Genomic DNA, 25,098 nt, shown 5'->3' with positions numbered 1-25,098 from the left:
CTTTTATTCGGCTAGTAGCTTATTTATGCGGTAACTAAAAGTGACTTTAATCTCAGCTTTATCAGCATATCCCTCGTCATTTTCTCCAAATCATATTCCGCCTTAAATCCCCACTCTTCCTTTGCACAAGTTGAATCTATTGTATTAGGCCAACTGTCGGCAATAGATTGTCTTGCAGGATCGACCTCATAATTCATGACAAATTCCGGAATATGCCTTTTAATCTCGGCTGCAATTTGCTCCGGATCAAAGCTCATAGCAGACACATTGAAAGAATTCCGATGTTTTAATTTTGAGGCATCTGCCTCCATTAATGTAATGATGGCAGCTAAAGCGTCAGGCATATACATCATATCCATATACGTTCCCTCAGCAATGTAAGAAGTATATCTCTTATTTTTAATCGCTTCATAGAAAATTTCAACTGCATAGTCGGTTGTGCCACCGCCAGGAGGTGTAACATACGAAATCAGTCCCGGGAATCGAAGACCTCTCGTATCAACCCCAAATTTATGATGATAATAATCACATAATAACTCTCCGGATACTTTATTCACTCCGTACATCGTATTCGGTCGTTGAATGATGTCTTGTGGAGTCAAATCTTTAGGCGTGGTTGGACCAAACGCGCCAATGGAACTAGGTGTAAATAATTGGCAATCGAGTTCTCGTGCCGCTTCCAAAGCATTAACCAATCCGCCCATGTTTAAATGCCAAGCTAAAAGAGGCTTCTTTTCAGCTGTTGCTGACAATAATGCAGCTAAATGAATAATCGTATCCACTTCATGTTTTTTTGCCATATTAAACATCGCTTTTTCATCTGTAACATCTAAAATCTCAAATGGACCTGATTGGGCAACATCGCTCTCCGTTTTTCGAATATCTGTTGCAATGATATTGTCTGATCCATAAATCTCTCTCATTTTCAGCGTTAGTTCTGAACCAATTTGACCTAAAGCCCCTGTTACTAAGATCTTTTTCATCAAAAATCCCTCCCCTTTTTCACTCTGCAGCAAGCAATTCCTTAAATAATCGACATCTCTTTTCCTACTTTTTCATAAATGGCTAATGCACGATCCAGCATCTCTTTTGTATGAGCAGCTGTCGGCATATTCCGCACTCTTCCTGTTCCCTTTGCAACGGTAGGAAATACGATAGATTTAGCATACACACCTTCTTCATTCAGCCTCTTACTGAATTGCTGTGTTTTTGCTTCATCTCCTATTATGCAAGGTGTAATCGGTGTTTCGCTCTCTCCAATATCAAACCCTAATTCTTTTAGGCCCTTTTTCAAGTAATTGCTGTTTTCCCACAGCTTATTTTGAAGATCTGAGCTATTCATCAAAATATCAATGGCTTCTATACAAGCTGCAACTGCTCCTGGTGTGACAGCCGTTGAAAATAAAAACGGACGGCTTCTCACTTTTAACCAATCAATTAAATCTTTCTTTCCTGCTACATAGCCTCCTACAACACCAATGGCTTTGGATAATGTTCCAATCTGGAAATCCACCTTATCCGATAACCCAAAATGTTTTACTGTTCCTGCACCATTACCTAATACACCCGAACCATGCGCATCATCAACATACGTAATTAAATCAAACTCTTCGGCAATCTCCACAATTTCAGGAAGCTTGGCAATATCCCCATCCATCGAGAAAACTCCATCGGTAATGATCATGACTTTGTTATACAATCCGGACTCCTTTGCTTGACGTGCTTTTGTCCGTAAATCGGCCATGTCGGAATGTTTAAAGGGAATGATCTTTGCTTTAGATAATCGACATCCATCAATGATAGAAGCATGATTCAGTTCATCTGAAAGAATGGCATCATGTTTATCCATCACTCCTGAAATCGCTGCCATATTACAATTAAATCCAGACTGGTAAGCAATGGCTGCTTCTGTATGTTTAAATTCGGCAAGCTTTTCTTCTAATTTGACATGAATATCTAACGTTCCGTTGATCGTACGAACCGCACCGGATCCGACCCCATATTTTTTCGTTGCTTCAATGCATGCCTCTATTAATCTCTGATCTGTTGCTAAACCTAAATAGTTATTGGATGATAAATTAATTAACTCTCTGCCTGCAATGGTAATTACCGGACCATTTGGACCTTCTACCGGATCAATAACGTTGTAAAGTCCCTTTTCTTTTAAATCTTCCAAATTTTCATTCAAAAATTGATTTAATATTTCACTAGACATTTCATATACCCCCTTATTGATGGTTGGAATAAATGCAGGATTTTTTTTATGATTTACCTCTATTCTCAAACATTGCATTTAAGAATATTGAATTTTACTCATTTTCAAGAAAATACATGTGTCCTCTCCAAAAATACATGAAGAAGTAACCGAAATCCTTTTGTACTAATAGTTATAAGAATCATAATAATAGAAAAAATTATAGTTGTCCATATTGTGTGGACAAAAAATTTTGGAATTTTTGTAGCTTTGTAATAAATCCCGCTCAAAAATACGTTTAAATTGTAGAAAATACGAAGAGAATTCCATCATTAATTTCGAAGTTAAACATAGTGATAGATGTGAAAAATGAATACTAAAGGCAGTTTTCTTGTTTATTAAAGTGAACTTCGAAAGAGCCCTTATCAGTACGTGTGTCATCGCCTATGAAATATGTTTTTAAAAAAAGAGTTGACATGAAATTTGTACCCTTCTTAAACAAAAAAAGCTTCCAGAAGGAAACTTTTACCAAAATTTAATAACTTTTAATCACCAAATGCAAATATTATTTCTGTTTCGCAAACTATCTCCCCATCAACTGTAGCTATACCTTTGCCTTTCCCAATAGGACCTTTTAATCGCGTGATTTCAACTTCAAGAAGGAGTTGATCTCCTGGTTTTACTTGCTGTTTAAAACGACATTTATCTATACCTGCTAAAAGCCCTAATCGTCCTTGGTTTCCTTCTTTAGTTAACATCACAACTGCACTTACTTGAGCTAATGCCTCTACAATTAATACACCTGGCATAACTGGATAATTGGGGAAGTGCCCGTTAAAAAAATCCTCATTTGCTGTAACATTTTTTATACCAACTGCTCTTTTTCCTTCTTCTAATTCCAAAATCCTATCCACTAAAAGAAATGGATAACGATGTCTAATTACTTCCTTAATTTTTTGAATATCTAACATCATTAAGGCCCCCATAACAATAATAATATTTTATTACTAACTATTCATTTAATTCTATCATCTGGTATTAATAGTTGGTACTAAAAATGATCCTTCTTCAACCTATACTTCCCTTTAATCCATAAGAAAAGGAGCTGCTGATCAGCTCCTAATAATGAAGTAAAGCACTGGTTTGTTGAATAACTTATTTTATCTGAATTTCTTCAAACTACTCATTGCATCGCTTTTACCATGGTTTCAAGCTTTTTGATCGTTTTCCAATTACGTGCTGTGGCTGGAAGACCTAACTTTTGAAGCTGTGAAGAGAGCTTGGATTTTCGAACACCTTGACGTAAATATAGATAAACTTCTTTACCCTTTATATAACATTCTTCCATTTCACTTTTAAGGTCGAGTAAATGATTTATACGTTCCTTTGAAGGCTCTTTTGCCAAGAGAGAAAGGTGCACACTCTCTCCTTCCAATAACAAGTTAACTGGGTATGGACAATTGTTAATAATCTGTTCCAACTCTGTAACCGTTCTCAAGATAACGGTTACTCAAAAACCAAAATAATTTCTAATCTCTTGCTCAATTTGATGTTGTAATTGTTCTGCATTTTCCTCAGACTGAAATACAATATTTCCACTTTGAATATAAGTATTAACTTTATCTAACCCCATATTTGTTAATAAGTTCCTTAATTCTTGCATCTTTATCTTATTGTGTCCACCTACGTTAATCCCTCGCAGAAAGGCGATATAGAAAGTCATTTTTGCCCCTCCTTTTTTTCATTTCACATTTGACCTATTTCTAGCATTAACTCCTACCTCAACTAATCTGCCCTTCTAGCTAAATTAATTTAAGTGAGATGTACTATTAGTAAATCGGATAAGTTGCACGTTCCTAATATATTCAAGGAGATGAATTCCTGTATTATCAGAATTAAACCATACATTATTATTAACTGTTGGTAATTGCAGAAAACTTTCAATAATTTTAGTTATCATTCCACCGTGTGAAATGATAGCAATTCTATTGAACTCTTTACTGTTTTCTTTAATAAAAGAAAAAATTTGTTCACCACGAACCCTAAATTCTAGTTTACTCTCACTTTCTTGCTTTTCTATAAGGTCATCTAAGTATTCCACTGGGCAACCGATAGTATTGGATAGAATCTCAGCTGCTTTACTAGCTCTTTTCAAAGTACTACTCCAAATAAAATCTGGTGGAAACTCGTTTAACACACGATTAGACATTTTCTTAACTTGACTGAGACCTTTACTTGTTAATGGTAAATCAGTAGAACCTGTGTAATCCTTCTCTAAAAAGTCATCTTCTGATTCACCGTGACGAATCAATAAAATTTGCATTTAATCACCTCTACTTTATTTATATTCCTATATAAATTCTTCAAGGTACTATATGATTCCTCTTACTGGTTCAACTGCTTAACTTTATCAGGTTACTTAATTATGATTCTATACGCTATTCGCATTAGAATAGCGTTCAGATAGTTTCTTTTTATGGGCATTAAATATTTCTTCTAAAGGGATGTTGTACTTGTTCGCAATCACAATTAAATTACCTAACACATCTCCTAATTCTTCGGTTAACTCCTGTTTATTCTCCTCAAACGAACCACTTACTTCATCTGGTCTATCCCTGCCAATCTCAAGTGAGCGAATAGCCCGTGCGACCTCGCCAGTTTCTTCTGCTAAAAAGCCAATCCGAATAAAAATGTCTAATTCAGACCAGCCCCTTTCTTCATAATACTCTCTTACCCATTGTTGAAATTCAGTTACGTTCATATTAACCCACCTTCCATTTTAATAATTTTAGTTTAACAAAATTCCCATATTTCTGTATGATAAGTAAGGAAGACTACTTATTAGGATGTGATATTAATTGAAAACTCTAGCTGTATTTTGTGGATCAAGTAAAGGAGCATCTAATGTCTATTTAGATGCTGCAAAAAAGCTGGGTAAAGAACTGGCTAAACGTAATATTACACTGGTATATGGGGGAGCATGTGTAGGAATTATGGGGGCAGTTGCAGATTCCGTTTTGGAAGCTGGTGGAAAAGTAATTGGAGTAATGCCTAGTTTTCTAGAAAAAAGAGAAATCTCCCATAAGAACCTAACCGAACTAATTGTAGTGGACTCCATGCATGAAAGAAAAGCAAAAATGGCAGAACTTGCCGATGGTTTTATAGCTTTGCCAGGTGGGCCAGGAACATTAGAAGAGTTCTTTGAGATTTTTACCTGGGCTCAGTTAGGACTTCATCATAAACCTTGTGGACTGTTAAATATTAATCATTATTATGATCCTCTTGTTGCTTTATTTAATCATATGTCTGATGAACAGTTCCTGCATGAAAAATACCGTTCTATGGCGCTGGTAGATGTAGAACCAAATGGCCTACTTGATCAATTTAATACATATGAACCACCAACCGTAAAATCTTTTATTACTGAAAAACAAACCTGATTATTCAAAAACAACAGGCCCGTACTCTTCTGCCCCTTTAGTTGAAGATGTAACAATCCCGGTACATATCCAACAGGATTTTTATCAAACTTTATTCAAAATCCACAAAAAGTCCCTATCAACATAGATAGGGACTTTTATTATTTTGATTTAGCAAACTACGATTCTTTTGGTTTTTTGAAGAGCTGCCTAAATATCCAAAAATGATAATGGGCACTTGGTTAACTTTCCTGTTTGTCAATTCACTTCATATTATAAGAACAATTATAAGAAATCATTTTAGTAATTACAAACTCATTTCACCTTAGTAAATATAACCTATTATATGGCTCAATCACGTAAGCCTAACGAAGAAGGGGGCAGGGTATCAATGAATTTCATAGAAATTATAAGCTTTACTGCTGAATTAGTAGGATTATTGTCAGATATAAATGAGTTTCTAATATCAGATTCTAATGCTAACTTAGGTATAGTATTTGTTGGATTTTTTCATAATAAAAAAGAAAAGGACTCTAATTTAGGAATTTAAGGTACAGTAAACAACTTTTCTTTTTAGGGTAACCACCTATGAGTTAATGCACCCGTTTAACAAGAAACCTGTTTTATTCTACAAGAATCGAAATTGCACTATACACTAATAACAAAGCCATAATTAGATTAAACTGACTTCTATACTTTTTTAGGAACCTTTGAAACAGCGAACCAAACACACTCCAGCTCATAGTACTAAGAAAACCAACAAAAGCTAGAAAAAATGAAAAAAATAATAAGCTGAAATTTGAAGTATGATATGGAATGATAAAGGTTGATACTGCTGTTATGCCATATAAAATACCTTTCGGATTTACGAATTGTAAAAGCATAGCTGAAAAAAAGCGGTTATTTTTATCCCCATCATCGTCTTTATCATTATTTTTACTACTTATTATTTTTATAGCCAGATACAACATATAGATTGCAGCTAGGAACGTCATAAAAAATTCAATTTTCGGAATGAAATTTTTAAGCAAAAGATTAAAATAACTGGACAATATCATGATTACAAAGAAACCTGCACCTACTCCTAAACAAAATCCAAGTGTCTTTTTAAACCCGTATTTGTTAGCGAATAACATTGCCATAATATTATTAGGACCTGGTGTAAAACTAGTAACAAAAACATATAGCAAAAACGACAATAAAGGCATATTGGGCCCTCCTTCTGTGATGTATGTTATAATGTCTAAAATGAACAATATAACGGTTTACTTTTTATTGTACAATACGGACGTTATATTGTATATAAAGGAGTGTATTTATGGAGGAAATAAATCTTATCCTTGCAAAAAACTTAAAAGCCTTTAGAGAAAGTAAAAAATTAAGCCTTGAAAGGGTCGCAGAGTTGACTGGAGTAAGTAAAACAATGATTGGTCAAATTGAAAGAGGAGGATCGAGTCCCACTATTACAACGATCTGGAAAATTGCAAATGGCTTAAAGATCTCTTTTACTTCTCTAATAAATAATCCGCAGCCAGATACAAAAGTTGTTCTAAGAAGTGATATTCAAACATTATCTGAAGACAACGGAAAATATCGAGTCTATCCCTACTTTCCCTTCGAAGATGATAAACGCTTTGAAGTTTATTCAATCGAGATAGAAAAAGGTGGATTCCTAAGTGCTGATTCACACAGAGAGGGAACTGAAGAGTTCTTAACTGTTTTTGAAGGGGAACTAACTGTACGTGTAAATAATAATGAATACACAGTAAGAAATGGTGATTCTATCAGATTCAAAGCTGACAAACCCCATGACTATCTTAATTCAGGGGAAACATTAACTCGATTAAGTATGATCTTATATTATCCAACTTAAAAAACCCCGTCTTACAAGAACGGGGTTTTTCTTCTGTTTTTATTTGTGCCTTTGTAACAATGAAGTTATTACTAAACCTGCCAATTGTAGTAATCATACTTTAAAAAAAGCCGCAAAAAGGCGGCCTTCTTATGGCGCTAACGCACCCGTTAGTTGAAGGAGAAGGTGTTATTTTCTACTTAAATAAAATGTAAACCTCTCTTAGAGTCTATAATCCAAAATTCATTTCATGTTTTACTCGTCTGATTCACTTTCTTCGAAATCCCAAATTCATCATCATCAACTACGATAGGGTGAGGATTATTTTGAATGAATCTTACAAGCATTTAAACCGATCATCTGAGCAGGTATGGAAGTGTTACCGTCTGGTAAAATAGGAGCGACAGAAAGATCAGCGACTTTAAGATTTTTGGTACCAAAGACATTTAGGAATTCATCGACAACTCCTTTTTCATTGATATCCTTGTTGACCTAAACTGCCCCGTTAGTGCCATAAGAAAAAGGCTGCCTCAGCAACCTGCCTTATTGAAGAAAAGCACCCATTAGTTTAAGTACTATATTTCACAAATTACACTTTTCTGCGTTAATGATTAGTTTTGGAACTCTTCAATTCTATCCAACCATTCATTTAATAGAGTGCTAAAAAGTTGTGGTTGATCAATTTGTAAATTGTGACCTGCTGTATCCAATACAGCAAATGTTCCTCGCGGATACTTGTTTATTATGTCAAGAGCATCTTTATATCCAACCGAAGAGTCTTGTCTTCCTAACAGGAATACACTGGGTTTAATAAAATCAGACTGGTCAATCTTAAAAGAAAACCCATATTTATTCTTAACCTTATTTAGAAACTTTTCATCTCCAATTTTACAACCACTTAGAATTTCTTTGTTGTACCTTAACCATGTGTACTCATCAAGTACAATGTTGTTATTTCCAAAATCTTCTAATTCATCCTTTGATAAATTTTCAATAAACTTTTCATCTGTTCTCAATATTTTATGTTTCTCAACTGTTCTATTTTCTGGAAGAGGAATAATAAGAGGACATATAAATGCTGCACCGAGTATTTGTTCTTGATGCTTTTCAATAATGCCCCTAGCTATATAGCCACCGTAAGATTCCCCAGCAATTACGTACTCTTGGTTAGGAATTACAGTTTGAATAAAATCTAAAACAGCATTCAACATTTCATCAGAACTGCTTATTTCGTTATATTCTTTTGTTAATCCCATTCCAGGTAGGTCAATATAAATACGTCGCCACCCCTCCCTCTTAGTAAATATAGGTTCCATACAACCACTCATTAATCGATGGTCCGGAGAATAACCGTGTATCATTAAAATTGGTTTACCTTCCCCTAAATCTTCATAATAAATTTCAGCTTGCCGAACTTTGCAATATGCCATATTAATCCTCCTTTCTATAAAAATCATTTTAACTAACAGTACCTATTCTCTTTTTGTTTCTTCAATTCCTTCTTCAACTAACCTGCCCCTTTTGTTGTATAAGAAAAGGAGCTACTGATGCTCCTGGTAATGAAGTAAAGCGCCTGTTAGTTGAAGAAGGTTTGTGCTTTTTTAGTCTTCAAAATCATTTTCATAAGGGTTTGCATACAAATCAATATCAATTTCAGCCTTAACACTATTTGCAAATTCAATCTGTTCGTTATCCAGATACAAACCCGGTGAATCTCCATTTTCCATAATAATAACAATAAAGATTTTACATTCCAGTTTATACTTTGTTTTTAACTGATTTATTATATCCGCTTTATTTTTTAACGGTCCTAAAATCTGGTCCATTTGTTCCTTCACATCAAAGGATTCTTGATAGCCTGTACTTAATTCCCAGGCTGTTTCTTTTCGATAAAGAGTTTTCGCTGAAATAACATTTGGGTTATAAGGTCTTACGATGACTTCACCCTTCTTATAGGTTTTTGTTGGTTTAATTTCCAACGTTTTAGTCGCATAATCTATTGGAAATTCAGCTCCATACAAGCTGAAGTAAACCATTACTTGAGTTTTGTCCAAGGTCAAATTTCCACTCACGATAGTTCTCATTTTCCATCTTTTATATGAGAATTATTATATCACCCTTATTCAACTATCCTGCCCCGTTAGTTGCATAAAGAAAAAGCTGCCATAAAGACAGCTCTGATTGAAAGATCTTACAGTTGAACTATAATGAAGATTAAAGAGTTAGTTGAAGAGACCAAAAAGAAAAAGTGGGTCTGAGATTAATAGCTTGTCTAAGAAGATATCGGAGGAAATGATTATGTTTTTTTAAAAAGATTCTAAAATTAATAAAAACAGTGTTTATACAGCATTACAGAGTACATTTATATTTTTGGGGGTTACCCTTCTTATAAATGCACTCTTTGAAATGGCTCAAGATAAACCGTTAGTAAGTAATTCCTTTGTTATTTTGTTTTCAGGATTAGCAATATTCTTTTTAACTGAACAGATAGCTAATTATTTCAACAACAGAAAAAAATAAAAGTTACTGGGATCTACATGAATATGAGTGAGATGCCCCAATTCTAATATCCTTAATAATTATCCCTTTTTCTTTTTTGTTACACACATTAAGTGCATAAATACCAACCGCAGGAAGCGCTATCTTCAGCTATCGCACCCGTTAGTTGAAGAACATAAAATTAGTCAGAACTTAGATAATACTTGGTTAAGGTTATTCCATTCGTATATAAGAAGATTCAATTCAGCACCTGCAATTGTTATTTTTTCTGATTTAAGTAAGTTAGCATCGTAATACTCATAGAAATAACGGGTTTTATTGTCTTCTAATACTTCAACAAAAACTCTATTGAAACCGAGTTCTTCAAATTGAAGAAAAAGTTGTTTAAATAGTTGCTTTCCAACCCCTTTTCCTTGATATTCTTTAAGGAGATAAATAGAGGTTAAATCACCAGAATTATTGACATTATTATTTTCTCTTTTTCCGCAATCTGCAAATCCTACGATTTCTCCCTCATTATTTTCTGCGACAAAGACATAATTTCCTTCTTTAGAGATATTACGATTCCACAAGTCAGTTCGCTGGTCATATGATAATTTCTTTAAAAACTCATCTGGAATAATGTTTTTATAAGTAGATTTCCAACTATCAACGTGTACTTTTGCAATACCTTTTGCATCTGCAAACGTAGCTTTTCTTATATACATTGAATTCACCTCTTATGAAAATTTAATGATCAAAGTATATATTCCATTTAATTACAAACAATCCTTCTCTTGTAAAACTAAACTGCACAGATAGTTCCATAAGAAACTCCTATGGCGGCGCTCCTCGCCGCCACCATCTACTACGAAAATCTATACTCAAAATAGAGTCTAACCCTTTAACTCCTTGACGATAATGGATGATAACAATACAACCAGGCTGAACTTTTTTTGGTGGATCTTAAGGAAGATACCCTGTATAAGAAACTGGTTGTGACAGTATTGAAGAACCATTTAGTGTATTACAAGTACGTATACAAAAATTTTTGTAACAAATCTCCTGTCATATGTATTGTTAATCTTTTATTGAGGTGATTCTCCTATGGAAGCAATGATTGAACGGTGTGCTGGCCTAGATGTACACCAAGAAACAGTAGTAGCCTGTGTATTATTTGGTCCATTAGATAAAAAGCCAAAAACCTCTATTGAAACGTTTTCAACTACAACAACGGGACTCTTGGCTTTAAGTGATTGGTTAACTACCCTTCAGGTATCCGATGTTGTGATGGAAAGTACCGGAGTCTACTGGAAACCAATATGGAATATTCTCGAAGATTCTTTTCACCTTGTTCTTGCCAATGCCAGGCATGTCAAAAATGTTCCAGGGCGTAAAACTGATGTGAAAGATGCCGAATGGCTTGCCAAGCTTCTAAGATGCGGACTTATTGAAAGCAATTTTGTTCCACCGGAGGATATTCGTGATTTACGGGATCTTACTCGTTATCGAAAAAATTGATTCATCATCGTACATCCGAGCAGAATCGCATTCACAAAATTCTTCAAGATGCTAATATCAAGCTAACATCCGTACTATCAGACATTTTTGGTGTATCGGGACGCCGTATCCTTGAAGCGATTCTAAACGGTGAAAAAATAGAGACCGATGGTCTTCGAAAAATGGTGGATTGGCGAACAAAAGCTAGTATTACGGACATTGCCAGTGCAATTAATGGACGTATTCGCCGTCATCATCGTGATATGTTGCGTTACCATTGGGAGCATATGAGTTATTTAGAAAAAGCCATAGAAGAATTGGAAAAACAAATCGATCAACTCCTGTCCCCCTATCGTAAGGAAGTAGAATTATTGGATGGAATACCTGGTGTGAACAAAGCCGCCGCGACTACTTTTATTGCAGAGATGGGCGTGGATATGTCCGTATTTAAGTCAGCTAAACATCTTGCCTCTTGGGCTGGTGTGAGTCCTGGAAATTACGAAAGTGCTGGTAAAAAAAAACGAGTAAAACCACACAAGGTAACAAAGCTTTGAAAACGATGGCTGTAGAATGTGTACTAGCGACATCAAGACAAAATAATCGAATTGCTTCACATCGAAAAAGGATTACCAAACGGCAGGGAAAAATGAAGGGACGAATCGCTTCTGCTCATTTACTACTAACGATTGCTTACAACATCTTAAAAACAGGGGAACCCTATCAAGAACTAGGCTCAAATTATCTTGAAGAAAAACAAAATAACAAAGAATTAAAAATGATCGAATACCTAAAAAAGAAAGGCTATACAATCGATCCATCTGAACAACAAACTGCATAACCAGTTAAAATAACGACATAGTACATTTACGTCCTTCAAAAAAATTAGAATATGGTGGGCTTATTTAAGTATGGCCTTTCACTAAAGTGTTTTCATACAAAAAAGAGCTGCCAAAGCAACTCTCTTATCGAAGTAAAGCAACTGTAAGTGGGACAAGGAAGGATTAAGTGTATAGTTCTTTTTTTAAAGCCTTAATTCCATCAATTACACTTTTTACATTTTCATCATTATTCAATTTGTTTCTTGCATGGAGTAAAACTGGTCTAACAGATTCCACCGAACGTCCAAAATTGTACATCCATTCATATCGAGGAACCATCCAAGTATGAAAATGGTGGGTTGTATCTTCATTATAAAAGTAATAAACATGTTCTATCCCTAATACTTCCCTTTGAGCTTTTCTAATCTTAGATAATAAGTTTATGTAATCAACCTTTTCTAAGTCATTTAATTCGTCAAAGCACTTAATATGGCGTTTTGATGCTAAAATTACTAAACCTTTAATGGGATATGCAACGTCTTGGTGAGCATGAAAATATTCAGTTTCGACTATTACACCACCATCCGGTTCTATTTCCCCACTTGTTAAAGCACAACTTAAACATTCGACTTCAACTGTTTTTCCATTAGACAAAGTAATTCCCCTCATAATTCCCTCCAATAACAAAATATTCTCTCTCTTAAAAAGATAAAAATAAACAAACCCTTGTTGAGCTATCCTGCCCCGTTAGTGCCATAAGAAAAAGGCTGCCTCAGCAACCTACCTTATTGAAGTAAAGCACCCGTTAGCATTCCTGTAGAGCATTAATTATCGGCTTTGAAAAAAACAGAGCCCCTCAGTATGATGAGAGTACACACAAACCAAAACTCATCTTAAGGAGGAAGCCCTACTATGAATTTTAAAATGCAAAACAAACAAAATCAACTGATTGAAAGAATTACGGATCAACATCTAGTTGTTGGTGTGGATATCGCCCAACACGTACACGTGGCCCGTGCTGTAAACTATCGAGGCATTGTGATCGGGAAACCTTTGTCTTTTGAAAATAACGAAGAGGGTTTTACTAGATTACTAAATTGGATCAAGGAACTAAAACACATGAAAAACCTAGACACCACGATAGTCGGAATGGAACCTACCGGTCATTATTGGATAAACCTTTCAAAGTGGCTAGTCAAACAAAACGTTGATGTCGTTACGGTCAATCCTCACCATGTCAAAAGAAACAAAGAAAATCGTGATAATACGCAATCCAAAAGTGATAAAAAAGATGCCCTTGTCATCGCTGATATGGTGAAGAATGGCTATTATGCCTTCGTTCGTTCCACTTCAGAATCATTTGAAAAACTTCGTGTCCTTATGGCCAACCGAGATGTGATCGTTAAGCGCCTTGTTAGCTCCATCAACCAGATTAATCGCTGGGTGGATGTTGTCTTTCCCGAGCTCCGGCAAGTGTTTAAAGACGTATCATGTAAAGGGGCAATCGCAACCCTACGCCTCTTTCCTACCCCAGCTGAAATATGTTCCTTACAGCCTCAAGATATCGTAACCGGGTGGAAATCATGTATGAAGCGACATTCCGGGCATAAAAAAGCCCGTTCCCTGATTACATTGGCCAAGCGTTCAATTGGTACGAAACAAGCCCTTGATGCGTATAAACTTCACTTGGAACAGTTATTAGAGGAATATGATCTCGCTTCATCCCAACTCGAAAGAGTGACGCAAGAAGTCACAAACGTCTTGGAACAGATTCCATTCGTTAAGCAAATACTTGCCATTAAAGGAATCAGCGAAATTTCACTGGCGGGCATCTTAGGAGAAGCTGGAGATCTGAGTGGGTTCGCTCACGGGAATGCGCTCCTTCGTCATGCAGGATTGCATCTCGCTGAGGCAAGCTCTGGGAAGTGGAAAGGCCAAATTGTTCTTTCCAAACGTGGAAGATCACGCCTGCGGCGTTACCTCTTCCTTGCGACCATGAGTCTGGTGATGAATAACCCTGAGTTTAAAGCCCTACACTCGAACAATGTTAAGGTGAAGAAGATTAAGAAAATGAAATCCATCATGAAACTATGTGGAAAACTCGCCCGTGTCCTAGTAGGGATTGCTCGTAATGGCTCTGTCTATAAACCGGAAATGGTATTCCCTCTTGAACAACTAGCAGCGTAAATTTACATTCACATTGTTTTTACGAAAGTTGGCTTATTCGTAGGATTTCAAAGAAAGCACGAAGTACTGGATATATAGAACAAAAGGGCAATGACCCGTTCCGTTAGCAAAACCAGCCTCCACCCCTTGGATAGGCATGACGAAGGAATGAAAGGGCATAGGATTATGACCCGTTGAGACATGGGAGGGAAAGCCTCCAGGGGCAGCGTGGAAAATGCGTGCAGCATATGTAATAATATGGGATTCTCAATGGATCCCCTATTTCAACCTGCCCTCATCTTATCAAAACGGTCCTATCTCTTTCGTTCATCTAAAGCAACCTATACCATGTGGTTTGAAATCCTGCGAATAAGCGAGTATTCGTGAGCATTATCTATTAAACTGAGGGAGTTCTATAAGCATGAAGTGGTTTACCCTTATTTTAGATTAATCCACTCGCTTTTCTCCCAATCATTTTTCAACAGGCTAAATGTAATTAAGTCTTCATAATGGTCATATAACCATTGTCCATCCCGTTTAATTCCTTCTTGAACAAATCCCAATCTTCGTGGAATAGTTATACTTTTTAGGTTATTAACTGCAACCTGAATTTCAATTCTATTTAAATCCAACTCTTTAAATAGGTAGTTTACTAATGAACTTACACTCTTAGTTATTATTCCATTCCCTTGTGCTTCTTCTGACAAAAAATAGCCGATACTTGTAGCTTTGTTCTTCCAATCAATATAATGCAGACCAATCATTCCAACCAGCTTCCCATTATATCTAATACCTGCATCAAATCCATTATTATTAGCGTAATTGTTTATCCAAATCGATATGATAGGCTCAAAATCCTGTGCAGATTTTCTTTTATCAACCCAAAGTAGCCATTTTCGTAAATGTTCTCTGTTATTATCTACTAATTTGAATAATTCCTCTTTGTCTTGCTGTTGAAGTAACTCAATTCCTATTTGATTATCTACTTTGAATGAGAACATCTTCCAACCACCTAATTTTTCCCTATTTTAACACATGTTTTTATTTTATAAAATGTTATTCAACTAACCTGCCCCGTTAGCTGCATGAGAGTTAGTGTTGCTCCTTTTTGGGTGATCATGGTCATATACGGCAGTTACAGAAGGGTTTTTGGCATACAAGGTTGCCGAAGGAATTCAAGTTTCAAATGATCTCCCTAATAGTTACCCCCAACAAAGTAGAAGATTTGACGTCCTGCTTTTTTGGTTTTTTTTTCCTCTTCATAAAATTTTTCAATTGACTTATTGAGAAAAATAAAATAAAATTCAAAGTACTTCTTTTAAACTACTCTAACTTGAGTACTTTGAATGAAGTAACCTGTTAAAATTAACTCAAAAGGATGGATTCAACAGATGAAATTTACTAAATTCTTAAAAACAAGAGGGGCAACTGCGGCAATCTTTATGGGGATTTTCTATGCTGTTGCCATGCTAGGCATCTTCTTGCCTGGGTATACAGCCATTCCAGGGAATGTCGATAAATTACCTATCGCTATCATCAATGATGATGCCGGTAAAAATGGTGCGATGATTGCCGAAAAGTTACAAGAAAATTTACCCTTTAAAGAAATCGAGACGGATATAACCAATAAACAAGCCTTAAAAGATTTAGAGAAAAATGATTTGGCATTAGTCGTACACATCCCAAAAACCTTCTCTGCGAATATGCAAAAAGGTGAAGCATCATCAAGCATTGACTTTACAATCAATGAGGCAGGGGCAACAGTCGTTTCTTCTACCATGAATGCTATCGTAACTGAAATTAACAATCAGTTAAGCACACAATTCTCACAACAAACAGCCCAGGGCGTATTGATGAACTTTAATGTACCAGAAAAGCAAGCCGCTGAATTAGCGGAAAAGATTGAGAAATCCTATGTCGGAAATGTAGTTACAATCAACGAAATACCAGATGGTATGAATAATAATATGCTGCCAATGTTCTTAACAATGGCCGGTTATGTTGGGGCGATGATTGGAGCGATGCAATTAGTAGGTGCATTTAAAGCCAGTCGAGGAAAAGCAAGTAAAACACGTTTATTCATTTATGTGCAATTAGCTGCATTATTGATTGCAGTTATTTCATCACTCGTTGCTGTAGGTGTAGCGTATTTAATTGACAAGCCAAGCGGTGACCTATTCTTCAGTATAGTAGGTCAACAAATTTTAAACTATATGGTATGTTTTAATTTCACAGCGATTTTAATCTTCTTATTAGGTGAAGGCGGCATGATTTTAAACTTACCGATTTTATTAATTCAAACAATAGCAAATGGTGCCACTATTACACGTGATATGATGCATTTACCATATGAATGGATGAGCCACATTTCACCAATGTATTACTCGGTGCAAGCGTACTTTGCAAACCTATATGGCAGCATTAGTCCAAGTCCGTATATTTGGTCAATGGTTGCGGTTGGTGCTGTTTCGATGTTAATTAATATGGCTATTGTCGCGTTTATTCAAAAACCAATGCCAGGACAGGTTTCTGAAACAGAAGCTGAAAAGAATGCGGCTGAAATCACAGCTTAGGTTTTGCTACAATAAGGAGATAATACTTCTTAAAGGAGCGTAGGAAATGTCTATTCAAATTTTTATATTGAGCAAGCTTATGGAAGATAAAAATTATCCTTATAAATTAAAAAAGCGACTTTCAGAACCCATTCCGTTGGATCGCCTAGGCGGGTTAACTGAAAGTAAACTGTACTACCATTTTGAATCATTAGTAAAACAAGGTTTAGTCGAGCCAGTTGAAGTGATAAAAGAAGAACATCGGCCTGATAAACAGGTATTTGCGATTACGGCTAAGGGTCGCGAAGAACTACCAAATAAAATCTATAAATTATTTGAAAGTTCGAATGAAATTAAGGATATGATTGTTGGTTTAGCCAACATCAAGTATGTAGACCGGGATAAAGTAGTAGATATATTAGAAAAGAAAGTAAAGTCCATCAAGGCTATTTGGGAGCAACTTGAGAATTTCGAGCCAGACCCTAAAGGCAACGAGAATATTCGTGAATTTTTGGATGGTTATTTTTCGACCAGAACAGATCACACAATATATTGGTTTGAAGAGTTAATTAGAAGGATTAAGACTAATGAATTATAAGTTTACTCAAGAGCAGGATTTTTGGCAGGAGTTCCATACTTTAGATTAAAAAGTAATTAGAGGTTCACAAAATGAATAATGTATATGTCATTACTGGTGGTTCAGACGGAATGGGCAAAGCGATTGCTGAATTAGTTGGTAAAAAAGGAACACTATTATTAGCTGATATAAATAAAGAACGACTATAATAAGCAAAACAAGAATTAGCAGTCGCAGGGGTTACTGAATTGTAGATGAATTAAACACCTTTGTTAGCCCATTGAATATTAAAAATTTTAAAGAGCCTTACTAACATTCTTTGTAGTAAGGCTCTTAGTTTTCTATTCATATTTAAATTGTTTCCCTATATGATTACAAAAGATTATATTAAGTTTTCCCATCATGAAGTTTAATAAAATGGAGTGCCTAGGCGCTTTTCCCTTTAGCTCCATAAGAAAAAAAGAGTTTACGTGTACTCACTCACAAACTTTAAATTTTCATTCTAAATCTTAAGGCTGAATTACTTAAAATACCATTTTAACGCATTCGTGTACAATATTTTATCGGATGCTTTTTCATCAAATAGACGCTGAATCAATTCAATGTCTGCATACTCAAAAGGTCTTTTCGCCCTTGTAGATGGCAAATCTGTTCCGAACATAAGAGCGTCTGGATTAATATCATAAATAGAGTGTAAGGCATTCTCAATATTCAATTCTACACGACCAAAACCAGTTGCTTTAACTCGAATGCCTTTATCCACCTGCCTTAATAAATGAGGTAATCCTTCTTCAGATAATCCTAAATGGTCAATTGATATGGCAGGTAATTTTTCAATAGTAGATGCAATTTCGGGTAACTCTTTTGCATCAATATAAAGTTCGCTATGCCACCCTACTAAATCATAAACTCTCCTTGCAAAGTAATCGAGCTTCGATAAATCTTCTGAACCACCTCGTTTTATATTAAAACGTAATGCTTTTACCCCATTTTTATTTAAACTTATAATCTCTTCGTCCGTCACAGTAAAAGGTAATTGCGTAACGCCACAAAATGTTGAACCCATTTGTTTAAGTGCCTTCAATAAATATTCTTGATCAAACCCTTGGAATGACCCAGATACAATCGCTCCACCTAATACATTCAAATCAGAAGTTTCATTTTGATAATCTTCTACAACATAGCTGGGTGGCAAATATCCTTGGTTTTCGATGATTGGAAAATCAAAATCAATAATATGAAAATGTGCATCAAAAATTCTCATTTCAAATCCCCTTTCTTTTCTTTAACATATCAATTATGGTACATAAATAAAATTGTGGGTTATTAATACAGATTCATAAGTTTATCTTATCGCACTATCCTGCCCCCTTAGTGCCATAAGAAAAAGGCTGCCTCAGCAACCTGCCTTATTGAAGTAAAGCACCCATTAGTTTAAATACAATTCTTCACAATCTGCTTCGTAAGTCAAAAAAGCAAAAGGCGATGCCCTAATTCAAGCATCGCAACCGTAAATTGAATAAACGTTTATACTCTTGATACCGAAATGATTCAAATACACTGTCTGAGGAATAATTTAAACTCATAAAAACTTTTTTCAATTTCATTAAAAAAACCTTCGGATATTAGTTCAAAATCTTTCTCATACAATTTAATTTCATCTCCAACTTTATACTTTAAAACTGACTTAGCTGGTTCATACTTGATTGTTTTATCGGATCCCATTTTACTGTTGTTATTCATTATTGAATCACACAAAATTCTAACTTCATTCAATGGATTGCCATCCTTCTTTTCTAACCCCCTCATTCTATGTAAAAAATAATCGTTTAAGGCTAAAAGCATGTTATTAAAGAAGTTAGGTTCAAACATTTCAATTGCAGAATTAAGTTTCGCATTATCAGACCCACCTTGTTCTTTCGATGTTGTAACCAAGTCTTTATATGTTGATAGCAGTAAATTAATTTTTTCTCGGCATTCATCTATATATTGTTGAGAATAGTTTTTCACAGCAAGCATATTTTTCCATCCCTTCAACGTTTATAATAATGGTATTTTACAACATTTTCCTTATGAATAATTATAACCCATTTAATGAAAACATATTGCTTTTCTGTTCCTTTAGTCGATTAAGGAAACGGAGAAATATCCTCGAAGGTAACGTACCATATAGTTTAAGTGAAATGCTTCACAAATTATCTGGTATAGTGAAAATATTAAAAGGCTGTCTAGTATTCTCGACATTTTCTATCGTAATTACTTGAAGGGGTTACTTTATTGAGAAGTAGCGAAAGCTTTAGACGTATTAGTATAAGGGTAGATTCGACATTACTTTCTCTCGAAACGCAAATGAACAAACTTCATCATCTTTAATAAATCTACAGCCCTCACCATTACACGAGTTCCACTTTCCCACTTCTTGCTTGCGGGTATACCCTTGAAGTACGATTCGCAGGATAATACCTTGATTTTTGACGACCAGCCTTCAAATACTTTTGGATTGTTGACATAGAAATACATTTTTGCGCCCTTGTTCCCCGTTTTTTCCACCGTACGATTTGAAGTCTTTAACGCAAATTTTGATTCCGCATCGAAGTACAACTCCCCGCCTGGAAAGCGAAGCCCCATTTCCTGAAATATTCCTTTGAGTTCACTCTCCTGAAAATAGTAGAAAACACCAGCAGATACAAAAAGTATGCCGTCTTCCTCATTAAAAATCACATCATCAAACCACGAAACATCAAAAAATGATTTGGCAACGCTGATATTCCTCGGAGAGTCTGCGATAAGATTTTTGCGGAAAGCTATCGCATCTGGTAAATCAAGGTTGTACCAGTTAAGTGTGCCATTATCAACTCTTGAAAATGTAGTATCAAGTCCCGCGCCGATGTTTACAATAGTGGCCCGAGGATGTTTTTCTATAAAAGCCCGGATGGTATCGTCAACTTTTTTTGCTCGGACTATATAGCTTATGCCTCCGTACTCTCCAAATGTATTGGATATTTCGTTAAAATTAAAATCACAACCTGCAATGATCTCTATCGCTTCCTTGTCGTACAAAATTTCTGGATTCTTCTCACTGGCAGTGGCGCGTCCCCAAAGAGGTATTAGCATTGTGCCTTGAACGGATTGTAAATTTAATGACATATTTATCTTTCCTCCTTATTTTAAGCGATCATTACGAATTCTTCATACAGAAGCGATTTCGCCGAATTAATTAAAAGAAGGAATAATAATTGAGCCGATTATAACTCCTAGACTTATCATTGAAGGCACACTCACGTTCAGTCATATATATCAATCCTCCATTTTTTTAAGCAGGTAATTCACTTTATGCAAAGCGTATTGAAGATCCAGTTGCTCTTCACTATCTAACTTGGATAGGTCATTGACGAAGTTCTGATAAATTTTCGTCCATTTTTCTTGTTGTGAAGTTTTTCCTTTCTTTGTTAACTCAATTACAAACGACCTCTTATCATTCTTATTTTGACTCTTAGTAATGTAACCCTGATCAAATAAGCGCTTAAGCAAGTCTGTCATTTGCTGTTTGGGTACATTTAGGCCTTCACTTATTTGTTTGATAGTCAGGGGATTATGATTCATAAATACGAATTCTAAGATTTGGTTCTGTAAATGCGTTAAGTTACTAGATTTTTGATTCATTCGCTGAAAACTCTTAAACAAATTAGGGATTAACTCGATATATTCTTTACTAACTTGTTGAATAGTCATTGATTACCTCCTAATATAGTAATGTATTATATACCAAATCGATTAATAAACAAACTATTTTTCGTATTTAGTAAATAATTCAATACTAAATGTTGATTTTTTGTATAAAAAACTTATGAAAATACAACTGTACTTTTTGTCCAATAAAAAAGAACTGACGAATATCAGTTCACGAGTTCTTGTACACGTTAGCTCTAAAGGAAATTCAAAATCGTTTATCAACCGTTGTTTAGTATTATACTTCCTCAAAACAGTATTATTTATTGAAATCGTTCCTTATTACATAAAGAAAAAACTGCCTTAAAGACAGCTCCGATCTTTAGCTAATTTTCTTTTGTAAGAAGACAGAGTCCCAAAACCAATAAATAGCTGCTGCTGCAAAACTTAAACCGTAATATATTTGGGTTTTAACTAAATATGTAGGTTCCCTTTCAAATAATATTACATTAAACAAAATTACTGCTACTAAAGAAAGTACCGTGTAAATTAAAAGATAAAATACATTAAATTTTCTCGGATGTTTATTAAATGTAGTTTGCAATGGTACTGCAAATAGTAAGTAAGGTATGACAACATAAAAAGAATAAATAATAACAGGCAATGGCCGCAACCAAGAGATTTCTCCACTAAAAACAATTATAGCAACAGAAAAAGAGATACAAGAAAAGAATAGACAAAAAAAATAATACGGTATTGCGTCGCTAAGTTCAGATACTTTTTCGCTTAATTTCCCAATCCCCAATTTTACTCAACCTTCCAAAATGATAGGTATATTTATTCAATTTTAACATAATTCTTAAACTAACTGCCCCGTTAGTGCCATAAGAAAAAAGCTGCCTTTTAAGACGCTTCGATCTTAAGCTAACGCACGTTGAATGGCTATCCAAGTAATAACTCGGACTTAAATACGATTACAGCATTTCCCGCAATCCTTACTTCCTCTGGTTCCTGATTACAAATTTTCACTTGAACATCAATGACACCCGCCCGGTTTATAGCTTCGCCCTGCACTGCTTTAAAACTAAATAAAGTATTATCATGTTTGACAAGTCCATGGTGTATTAAGTATGCGCCTAAAGGGCCGTTCGCATTGCCTGTAACAGGGTCTTCGTTAATACCAATTGCTGGAGCAAACATTCTTCCATGAATTAAGATTTCGGAGTCGGGAGCATTCATCGTAAACACATAGAAACCATTGCAATTAATTAATCCACTGACTTTTGTTAGTAAATCCATATTAGGGTTTAATCGGTGAAGAAGTTCCGAATTTTTAATTCCAATCATCACCTTGGAATGCCCAGTAGAAACGATTTGTACTGGACAATCTTCTAATAAATCATTTTCACTAATATTGAAAGCTGTAAATATGTTTTCTAAAGCTAGACCATCAATCACCGCATCAAAACTTATACTACCCTGGGTCATTATAATTTTGTAATCATTATCTTCTTTAATCACATCGACTGGTAAAATGTCAGCACCAGTTTTATGATAAACTTTACCTGTATTTAAACTATTTTCAACTGCACGAGCATAGTGGGCAGCAATCGTCGCATGTCCACAGATGGGAACCTCATGAGTAGGCGTAAAAAAACGAATATGTACATCAGATTCGCTATTGTCTGATTTAAATATAAATGCCGTTTCCGAATTGTTAAGCTCTCTAGCAATCCTCTGCATCTCACCCGAAGATAAACCATCTGCATTTGTAATTACACCAGCAGGATTACCTGATAATTTTTCTTTCGTAAATGAATCAATTTGATATAATCGGTACTTTCTTGCCATGTCATTTCCCACCTTTAATATAGTGAATTTCCGGTCCTTTATACTATCTATAATTCTTATTATATTAAAAATTACCCCGTTAGCTCCACAAGAAAAAGGAACCGCAGCAACCACAGTTATTGAAGTAAAGCACCTGTTAGTTCAACAAGGTTTACATTATCCCTGACGTAATATTTTTTGAAACATTTTTGGTTGATGTTTTTCCAAAACCTTTATCAATTCTTTTCCAAAAATAGTTATGGTTCTTTCCCAAGGGTGCCCTAATAATCCCCATTCAAAATTCTTATGAATAAAAAAGTAATAATCACCGTTTGGAAAAATAGGTACTGTCCATTCATCAAATTCACTTTTCGGAAACTCCAAACGGAGGTTTATCCAATAACCTGGATGTTGCCAATCTAACGCATACATATATTCATTTTTCTGTGTGAGTTCTTGAAAGACAAGCAATGATTTTTCCTCTAGGTCATTATAAATCTCATCATAAGTATCTAAATCTACGGACACGTTTAAATACTTGGATACATCATAAGTGATAAATGGATTTGGCACTTCAAAAGATGGAAAGTCTGACATACCCGGTTCAAATTTAAATGCATCATATATCCTATCCCATACCGCTTTATATTCTAATGTAGATAATTCAATCCAATTTTCCATTTGAATAGCCACCTTTACGATGCTTTTAATGAGGGTTATTATATCATTTCTTGTAGAACTAACCTGCCCAGTTAGTCCCATAAGAAAAAGGCTGCCACAGCAACCCCTGTTTTTGAAGTAAAGCACCCGTTAGTTCAATAACAAAGTCTAGGAATCTCCTCATTCCAAGAACAAAATAGATAAAATTGAATAAAATGCATCCCATTATAAAGGGTTACATTAATAAATCTTAGCATATATAATTCTAAGTTTGTGTTGTATGAGAAAGGTAGAGGATCTAGCCAGGGTGGATTTTATTCATATAATTTCAGATGCAATCATAATGAGATCTACTTCCTATTCCAAGATAAAAATGGCAATAGAAAATCTAAGCTCTGAATGATGGTTCGGGAGCTATATGAGGGATCTTTTCTGTTTTAAAGAGGGCTTAAATAAAAAATTATTTAGGTTTTATCAATAAAAAAAGCAGATTTTCCTACGTGGAATGAACCCGTTTTTTTGGATTTCATCTCATTAAACAAACACGTGTAGCCAGTCACTGTTATCCGTTAGTTGTGCTGTAAAACCTCGAAGGTTGACTTGTTTGTTGAAGTTAAAAAGACTGGGCAAGACGGAATCCAAGGTCGTCTATACAAAATGACGGATGGCTACGTCGACGACACGAAGCCCCACAACCCCTGGCCTCTTCAGCCCAGCTACCCCCTCGGAAAATTCGGTAGGAGCCGTACACTTGTTCATCATATAAATCCCAACACCACTCCCAAACATTCCCTAACATATCATACAGACCCCATATATTCGGTTCCTTTCTTCCTACTTCATGGATCTTGCCTCCTGAATTTTCGTTATACCAGGCAATCTTATCAAGCTCTCCGTATCTATAACCAGTAGTCCCTGCTTTACATGCATATTGCCACTCTGCTTCTGAAGGAAGTCGATAACCGTTTGATTCCCAATCACAAATAATGTTTTCACCATCATTACTTATAGAATAACACTCTTTCAGTCCAGCTTTCTGTGACAGTAGATTACAAAAAGAAATTGCATCATTCCAAGAAATATTCACAACCGGTTTTAGATCTCCGTCAAAAGAATTAGGTGATTTATTTGTAATAGCATAGTATAGACCCATAGTTACAGGATACCGGGCAAGAAGAAACGGTCTTATTTCAGCTTTCCATTTGCTTTTTATTCTATCGTCTCTTAATTCTATTTCTCCCCCTGGAATTTTTACCATAGGATAGTCAATATAACTCTTTATTTTATTAGACACTCTACCTTCCTCCTAATGATCTTGATTTTATAACCTTATTTCATCTTTTCTTAATCCTAATCTCATTATTTCAACTCCTTTAAATATTA

29 protein-coding genes and 1 pseudogene are annotated in these 25,098 nt (G+C 35.2%); 9 read left to right on the top strand and 21 right to left on the bottom strand.

Features of this window, described 5'->3' with window-relative positions; genetic code table 11:
* Positions 1–23: 23 nt before the first annotated feature.
* From JFU50_RS14935 to JFU50_RS14910, 6 genes and pseudogenes are all read right to left on the bottom strand, one after another.
* Positions 24–983 carry an L-threonine 3-dehydrogenase gene (locus JFU50_RS14935; RefSeq protein WP_201223124.1) on the bottom strand — a complete coding sequence of 320 codons (960 nt, stop codon included), beginning with the start codon at positions 981–983 and terminating at the stop codon, positions 24–26.
* Between the two features lie 41 nt (positions 984–1,024).
* Complete coding sequence (locus JFU50_RS14930; RefSeq protein WP_201223123.1) at positions 1,025–2,215, bottom strand: glycine C-acetyltransferase; 1,191 nt, start codon at positions 2,213–2,215, stop codon at positions 1,025–1,027.
* A gap of 524 nt (positions 2,216–2,739) precedes the next feature.
* The gene (gene fabZ, locus JFU50_RS14925) at positions 2,740–3,165 is read right to left on the bottom strand and encodes a 3-hydroxyacyl-ACP dehydratase FabZ (RefSeq protein WP_201223121.1); all 426 of its coding nucleotides are present in this window, start codon (positions 3,163–3,165) and stop codon (positions 2,740–2,742) included.
* 212 nt (positions 3,166–3,377) lie between these two features.
* Positions 3,378–3,917 (bottom strand): annotated as a pseudogene (locus JFU50_RS14920) (DUF1697 domain-containing protein).
* A gap of 84 nt (positions 3,918–4,001) precedes the next feature.
* A complete protein-coding gene (locus tag JFU50_RS14915) occupies positions 4,002–4,517 on the bottom strand; it encodes a histidine phosphatase family protein (protein ID WP_201223119.1) in 516 nt (171 codons plus the stop codon).
* 108 nt (positions 4,518–4,625) lie between these two features.
* Complete coding sequence (locus tag JFU50_RS14910; RefSeq protein ID WP_201223117.1) at positions 4,626–4,955, bottom strand: MazG nucleotide pyrophosphohydrolase domain-containing protein; 330 nt, start codon at positions 4,953–4,955, stop codon at positions 4,626–4,628.
* Positions 4,956–5,052: 97 nt separating this feature from the next.
* Here JFU50_RS14910 and JFU50_RS14905 point away from each other — a divergent pair, with 97 nt between their 5' ends.
* Together JFU50_RS14905 and JFU50_RS14900 are read left to right on the top strand one after the other, a co-directional pair.
* Positions 5,053–5,634, top strand: a complete 582-nt coding sequence (locus JFU50_RS14905) for an LOG family protein (protein ID WP_201186613.1) — start codon at positions 5,053–5,055, stop codon at positions 5,632–5,634.
* Positions 5,635–5,959: 325 nt separating this feature from the next.
* Positions 5,960–6,163, top strand: a complete 204-nt coding sequence (locus tag JFU50_RS14900; RefSeq protein ID WP_201223115.1) for a hypothetical protein — start codon at positions 5,960–5,962, stop codon at positions 6,161–6,163.
* A 73-nt stretch (positions 6,164–6,236) separates the two neighbouring features.
* On the opposite strand, the gene JFU50_RS14895 is transcribed toward JFU50_RS14900, so the two are convergent.
* Complete coding sequence (locus JFU50_RS14895; protein ID WP_201223113.1) at positions 6,237–6,821, bottom strand: LysE family transporter; 585 nt, start codon at positions 6,819–6,821, stop codon at positions 6,237–6,239.
* Positions 6,822–6,931: 110 nt separating this feature from the next.
* On the opposite strand from JFU50_RS14895, the gene JFU50_RS14890 reads away from it, so the two are divergent.
* A complete protein-coding gene (locus JFU50_RS14890) occupies positions 6,932–7,486 on the top strand; it encodes a helix-turn-helix domain-containing protein (protein ID WP_053347629.1) in 555 nt (184 codons plus the stop codon).
* A gap of 300 nt (positions 7,487–7,786) precedes the next feature.
* Here the strand turns inward: JFU50_RS14890 and JFU50_RS14885 are convergent, their stop codons facing one another.
* The 4 genes from JFU50_RS14885 to JFU50_RS14870 form a co-directional block, all read right to left on the bottom strand.
* Positions 7,787–7,945, bottom strand: coding sequence for a GMC oxidoreductase (locus JFU50_RS14885; protein ID WP_313889288.1), 159 nt, complete (start codon positions 7,943–7,945; stop codon positions 7,787–7,789).
* 131 nt (positions 7,946–8,076) lie between these two features.
* Positions 8,077–8,895 (bottom strand): alpha/beta fold hydrolase, encoded by an 819-nt coding sequence (locus JFU50_RS14880; protein ID WP_201223112.1) that lies wholly within the window; start codon positions 8,893–8,895, stop codon positions 8,077–8,079.
* A 171-nt stretch (positions 8,896–9,066) separates the two neighbouring features.
* Positions 9,067–9,519: a DUF4279 domain-containing protein gene (locus JFU50_RS14875; RefSeq protein ID WP_201225093.1), complete on the bottom strand. Its 453-nt coding sequence runs from the start codon at positions 9,517–9,519 to the stop codon at positions 9,067–9,069.
* A 630-nt stretch (positions 9,520–10,149) separates the two neighbouring features.
* The gene (locus JFU50_RS14870; protein WP_201223111.1) at positions 10,150–10,671 is read right to left on the bottom strand and encodes a GNAT family N-acetyltransferase; all 522 of its coding nucleotides are present in this window, start codon (positions 10,669–10,671) and stop codon (positions 10,150–10,152) included.
* Between the two features lie 379 nt (positions 10,672–11,050).
* On the opposite strand from JFU50_RS14870, the gene JFU50_RS30790 reads away from it, so the two are divergent.
* The 3 genes from JFU50_RS30790 to JFU50_RS30780 are packed head-to-tail and all read left to right on the top strand — an operon-like array spanning position 11,051 to position 12,281.
* Positions 11,051–11,464, top strand: a complete 414-nt coding sequence (locus tag JFU50_RS30790) for an IS110 family transposase (RefSeq protein WP_242486028.1) — start codon at positions 11,051–11,053, stop codon at positions 11,462–11,464.
* Positions 11,461–11,997, top strand: coding sequence for a transposase (locus JFU50_RS30785; RefSeq protein ID WP_242489051.1), 537 nt, complete (start codon positions 11,461–11,463; stop codon positions 11,995–11,997). Before JFU50_RS30790 ends, JFU50_RS30785 begins: the two co-directional genes overlap by 4 nt.
* A 5-nt stretch (positions 11,998–12,002) precedes the next feature.
* Entirely contained in the window at positions 12,003–12,281 is a 279-nt protein-coding gene (locus tag JFU50_RS30780; protein WP_242486030.1) for a hypothetical protein, read from the top strand.
* A gap of 163 nt (positions 12,282–12,444) precedes the next feature.
* Here the strand turns inward: JFU50_RS30780 and JFU50_RS14860 are convergent, their stop codons facing one another.
* Positions 12,445–12,930 carry an HIT family protein gene (locus tag JFU50_RS14860; RefSeq protein WP_201223110.1) on the bottom strand — a complete coding sequence of 162 codons (486 nt, stop codon included), beginning with the start codon at positions 12,928–12,930 and terminating at the stop codon, positions 12,445–12,447.
* A 243-nt stretch (positions 12,931–13,173) separates the two neighbouring features.
* On the opposite strand from JFU50_RS14860, the gene JFU50_RS14855 reads away from it, so the two are divergent.
* The gene (locus JFU50_RS14855) at positions 13,174–14,448 is read left to right on the top strand and encodes an IS110 family transposase (protein WP_201223109.1); all 1,275 of its coding nucleotides are present in this window, start codon (positions 13,174–13,176) and stop codon (positions 14,446–14,448) included.
* Between the two features lie 416 nt (positions 14,449–14,864).
* On the opposite strand, the gene JFU50_RS14850 is transcribed toward JFU50_RS14855, so the two are convergent.
* Positions 14,865–15,428: a GNAT family N-acetyltransferase gene (locus JFU50_RS14850; protein ID WP_201223108.1), complete on the bottom strand. Its 564-nt coding sequence runs from the start codon at positions 15,426–15,428 to the stop codon at positions 14,865–14,867.
* 390 nt (positions 15,429–15,818) lie between these two features.
* On the opposite strand from JFU50_RS14850, the gene JFU50_RS14845 reads away from it, so the two are divergent.
* Both JFU50_RS14845 and JFU50_RS14840 read left to right on the top strand, forming a co-directional pair.
* A complete protein-coding gene (locus JFU50_RS14845; RefSeq protein WP_201223106.1) occupies positions 15,819–17,000 on the top strand; it encodes a YhgE/Pip domain-containing protein in 1,182 nt (393 codons plus the stop codon).
* A gap of 46 nt (positions 17,001–17,046) precedes the next feature.
* Complete coding sequence (locus JFU50_RS14840) at positions 17,047–17,577, top strand: PadR family transcriptional regulator (RefSeq protein WP_201223104.1); 531 nt, start codon at positions 17,047–17,049, stop codon at positions 17,575–17,577.
* A 499-nt stretch (positions 17,578–18,076) separates the two neighbouring features.
* Here JFU50_RS14840 and JFU50_RS14835 read toward each other — a convergent pair whose 3' ends face one another.
* The 8 genes from JFU50_RS14835 to JFU50_RS14800 all read right to left on the bottom strand — a co-directional run bounded on the left by JFU50_RS14835 (position 18,077) and on the right by JFU50_RS14800 (position 24,973).
* Positions 18,077–18,820 carry an amidohydrolase family protein gene (locus JFU50_RS14835; RefSeq protein ID WP_201223102.1) on the bottom strand — a complete coding sequence of 248 codons (744 nt, stop codon included), beginning with the start codon at positions 18,818–18,820 and terminating at the stop codon, positions 18,077–18,079.
* Between the two features lie 287 nt (positions 18,821–19,107).
* Positions 19,108–19,575 carry a hypothetical protein gene (locus tag JFU50_RS14830; RefSeq protein WP_201223100.1) on the bottom strand — a complete coding sequence of 156 codons (468 nt, stop codon included), beginning with the start codon at positions 19,573–19,575 and terminating at the stop codon, positions 19,108–19,110.
* A gap of 309 nt (positions 19,576–19,884) precedes the next feature.
* The gene (locus JFU50_RS14825) at positions 19,885–20,703 is read right to left on the bottom strand and encodes a class I SAM-dependent methyltransferase (RefSeq protein ID WP_207198801.1); all 819 of its coding nucleotides are present in this window, start codon (positions 20,701–20,703) and stop codon (positions 19,885–19,887) included.
* Between the two features lie 150 nt (positions 20,704–20,853).
* A complete protein-coding gene (locus tag JFU50_RS14820) occupies positions 20,854–21,288 on the bottom strand; it encodes a MarR family winged helix-turn-helix transcriptional regulator (RefSeq protein WP_201223098.1) in 435 nt (144 codons plus the stop codon).
* A gap of 319 nt (positions 21,289–21,607) precedes the next feature.
* Positions 21,608–22,030: a UPF0715 family protein gene (locus JFU50_RS14815; RefSeq protein ID WP_201223096.1), complete on the bottom strand. Its 423-nt coding sequence runs from the start codon at positions 22,028–22,030 to the stop codon at positions 21,608–21,610.
* Between the two features lie 137 nt (positions 22,031–22,167).
* Positions 22,168–23,076, bottom strand: a complete 909-nt coding sequence (locus tag JFU50_RS14810) for a PhzF family isomerase (protein ID WP_201223093.1) — start codon at positions 23,074–23,076, stop codon at positions 22,168–22,170.
* 156 nt (positions 23,077–23,232) lie between these two features.
* Positions 23,233–23,736 carry a DUF2716 domain-containing protein gene (locus JFU50_RS14805; RefSeq protein WP_201223091.1) on the bottom strand — a complete coding sequence of 168 codons (504 nt, stop codon included), beginning with the start codon at positions 23,734–23,736 and terminating at the stop codon, positions 23,233–23,235.
* Between the two features lie 592 nt (positions 23,737–24,328).
* Positions 24,329–24,973 (bottom strand): formylglycine-generating enzyme family protein, encoded by a 645-nt coding sequence (locus JFU50_RS14800; RefSeq protein ID WP_201225091.1) that lies wholly within the window; start codon positions 24,971–24,973, stop codon positions 24,329–24,331.
* Positions 24,974–25,098: the final 125 nt, after the last annotated feature.

It is taken from the genome of Peribacillus sp. TH14 (genome assembly GCF_016651145.1).
Taxonomy (GTDB): domain Bacteria; phylum Bacillota; class Bacilli; order Bacillales; family DSM-1321; genus Peribacillus; species Peribacillus butanolivorans.
Note: the sequence above shows the minus strand (reverse complement) of the source record. Positions and strands in the feature narration are given on the sequence as shown.

Coding starts and splice junctions, on each gene's coding strand:
- JFU50_RS14935 (WP_201223124.1), bottom strand. CDS start 983: ATGAAAAAGATCTTAGTAACAGGGGCTTTAGGTCAAATTGGTTCAGAA.
- JFU50_RS14930 (WP_201223123.1), bottom strand. CDS start 2,215: ATGTCTAGTGAAATATTAAATCAATTTTTGAATGAAAATTTGGAAGAT.
- fabZ (WP_201223121.1), bottom strand. CDS start 3,165: ATGTTAGATATTCAAAAAATTAAGGAAGTAATTAGACATCGTTATCCA.
- JFU50_RS14915 (WP_201223119.1), bottom strand. CDS start 4,517: ATGCAAATTTTATTGATTCGTCACGGTGAATCAGAAGATGACTTTTTA.
- JFU50_RS14910 (WP_201223117.1), bottom strand. CDS start 4,955: ATGAACGTAACTGAATTTCAACAATGGGTAAGAGAGTATTATGAAGAA.
- JFU50_RS14900 (WP_201223115.1), top strand. CDS start 5,960: ATGGCTCAATCACGTAAGCCTAACGAAGAAGGGGGCAGGGTATCAATG.
- JFU50_RS14895 (WP_201223113.1), bottom strand. CDS start 6,821: ATGCCTTTATTGTCGTTTTTGCTATATGTTTTTGTTACTAGTTTTACA.
- JFU50_RS14890 (WP_053347629.1), top strand. CDS start 6,932: ATGGAGGAAATAAATCTTATCCTTGCAAAAAACTTAAAAGCCTTTAGA.
- JFU50_RS14880 (WP_201223112.1), bottom strand. CDS start 8,895: ATGGCATATTGCAAAGTTCGGCAAGCTGAAATTTATTATGAAGATTTA.
- JFU50_RS14870 (WP_201223111.1), bottom strand. CDS start 10,671: ATGTATATAAGAAAAGCTACGTTTGCAGATGCAAAAGGTATTGCAAAA.
- JFU50_RS30790 (WP_242486028.1), top strand. CDS start 11,051: ATGGAAGCAATGATTGAACGGTGTGCTGGCCTAGATGTACACCAAGAA.
- JFU50_RS30780 (WP_242486030.1), top strand. CDS start 12,003: ATGGCTGTAGAATGTGTACTAGCGACATCAAGACAAAATAATCGAATT.
- JFU50_RS14860 (WP_201223110.1), bottom strand. CDS start 12,930: ATGAGGGGAATTACTTTGTCTAATGGAAAAACAGTTGAAGTCGAATGT.
- JFU50_RS14855 (WP_201223109.1), top strand. CDS start 13,174: ATGAATTTTAAAATGCAAAACAAACAAAATCAACTGATTGAAAGAATT.
- JFU50_RS14850 (WP_201223108.1), bottom strand. CDS start 15,428: ATGTTCTCATTCAAAGTAGATAATCAAATAGGAATTGAGTTACTTCAA.
- JFU50_RS14845 (WP_201223106.1), top strand. CDS start 15,819: ATGAAATTTACTAAATTCTTAAAAACAAGAGGGGCAACTGCGGCAATC.
- JFU50_RS14840 (WP_201223104.1), top strand. CDS start 17,047: ATGTCTATTCAAATTTTTATATTGAGCAAGCTTATGGAAGATAAAAAT.
- JFU50_RS14835 (WP_201223102.1), bottom strand. CDS start 18,820: ATGAGAATTTTTGATGCACATTTTCATATTATTGATTTTGATTTTCCA.
- JFU50_RS14830 (WP_201223100.1), bottom strand. CDS start 19,575: ATGCTTGCTGTGAAAAACTATTCTCAACAATATATAGATGAATGCCGA.
- JFU50_RS14825 (WP_207198801.1), bottom strand. CDS start 20,703: ATGTCATTAAATTTACAATCCGTTCAAGGCACAATGCTAATACCTCTT.
- JFU50_RS14820 (WP_201223098.1), bottom strand. CDS start 21,288: ATGACTATTCAACAAGTTAGTAAAGAATATATCGAGTTAATCCCTAAT.
- JFU50_RS14810 (WP_201223093.1), bottom strand. CDS start 23,076: ATGGCAAGAAAGTACCGATTATATCAAATTGATTCATTTACGAAAGAA.
- JFU50_RS14805 (WP_201223091.1), bottom strand. CDS start 23,736: ATGGAAAATTGGATTGAATTATCTACATTAGAATATAAAGCGGTATGG.
- JFU50_RS14800 (WP_201225091.1), bottom strand. CDS start 24,973: ATGGTAAAAATTCCAGGGGGAGAAATAGAATTAAGAGACGATAGAATA.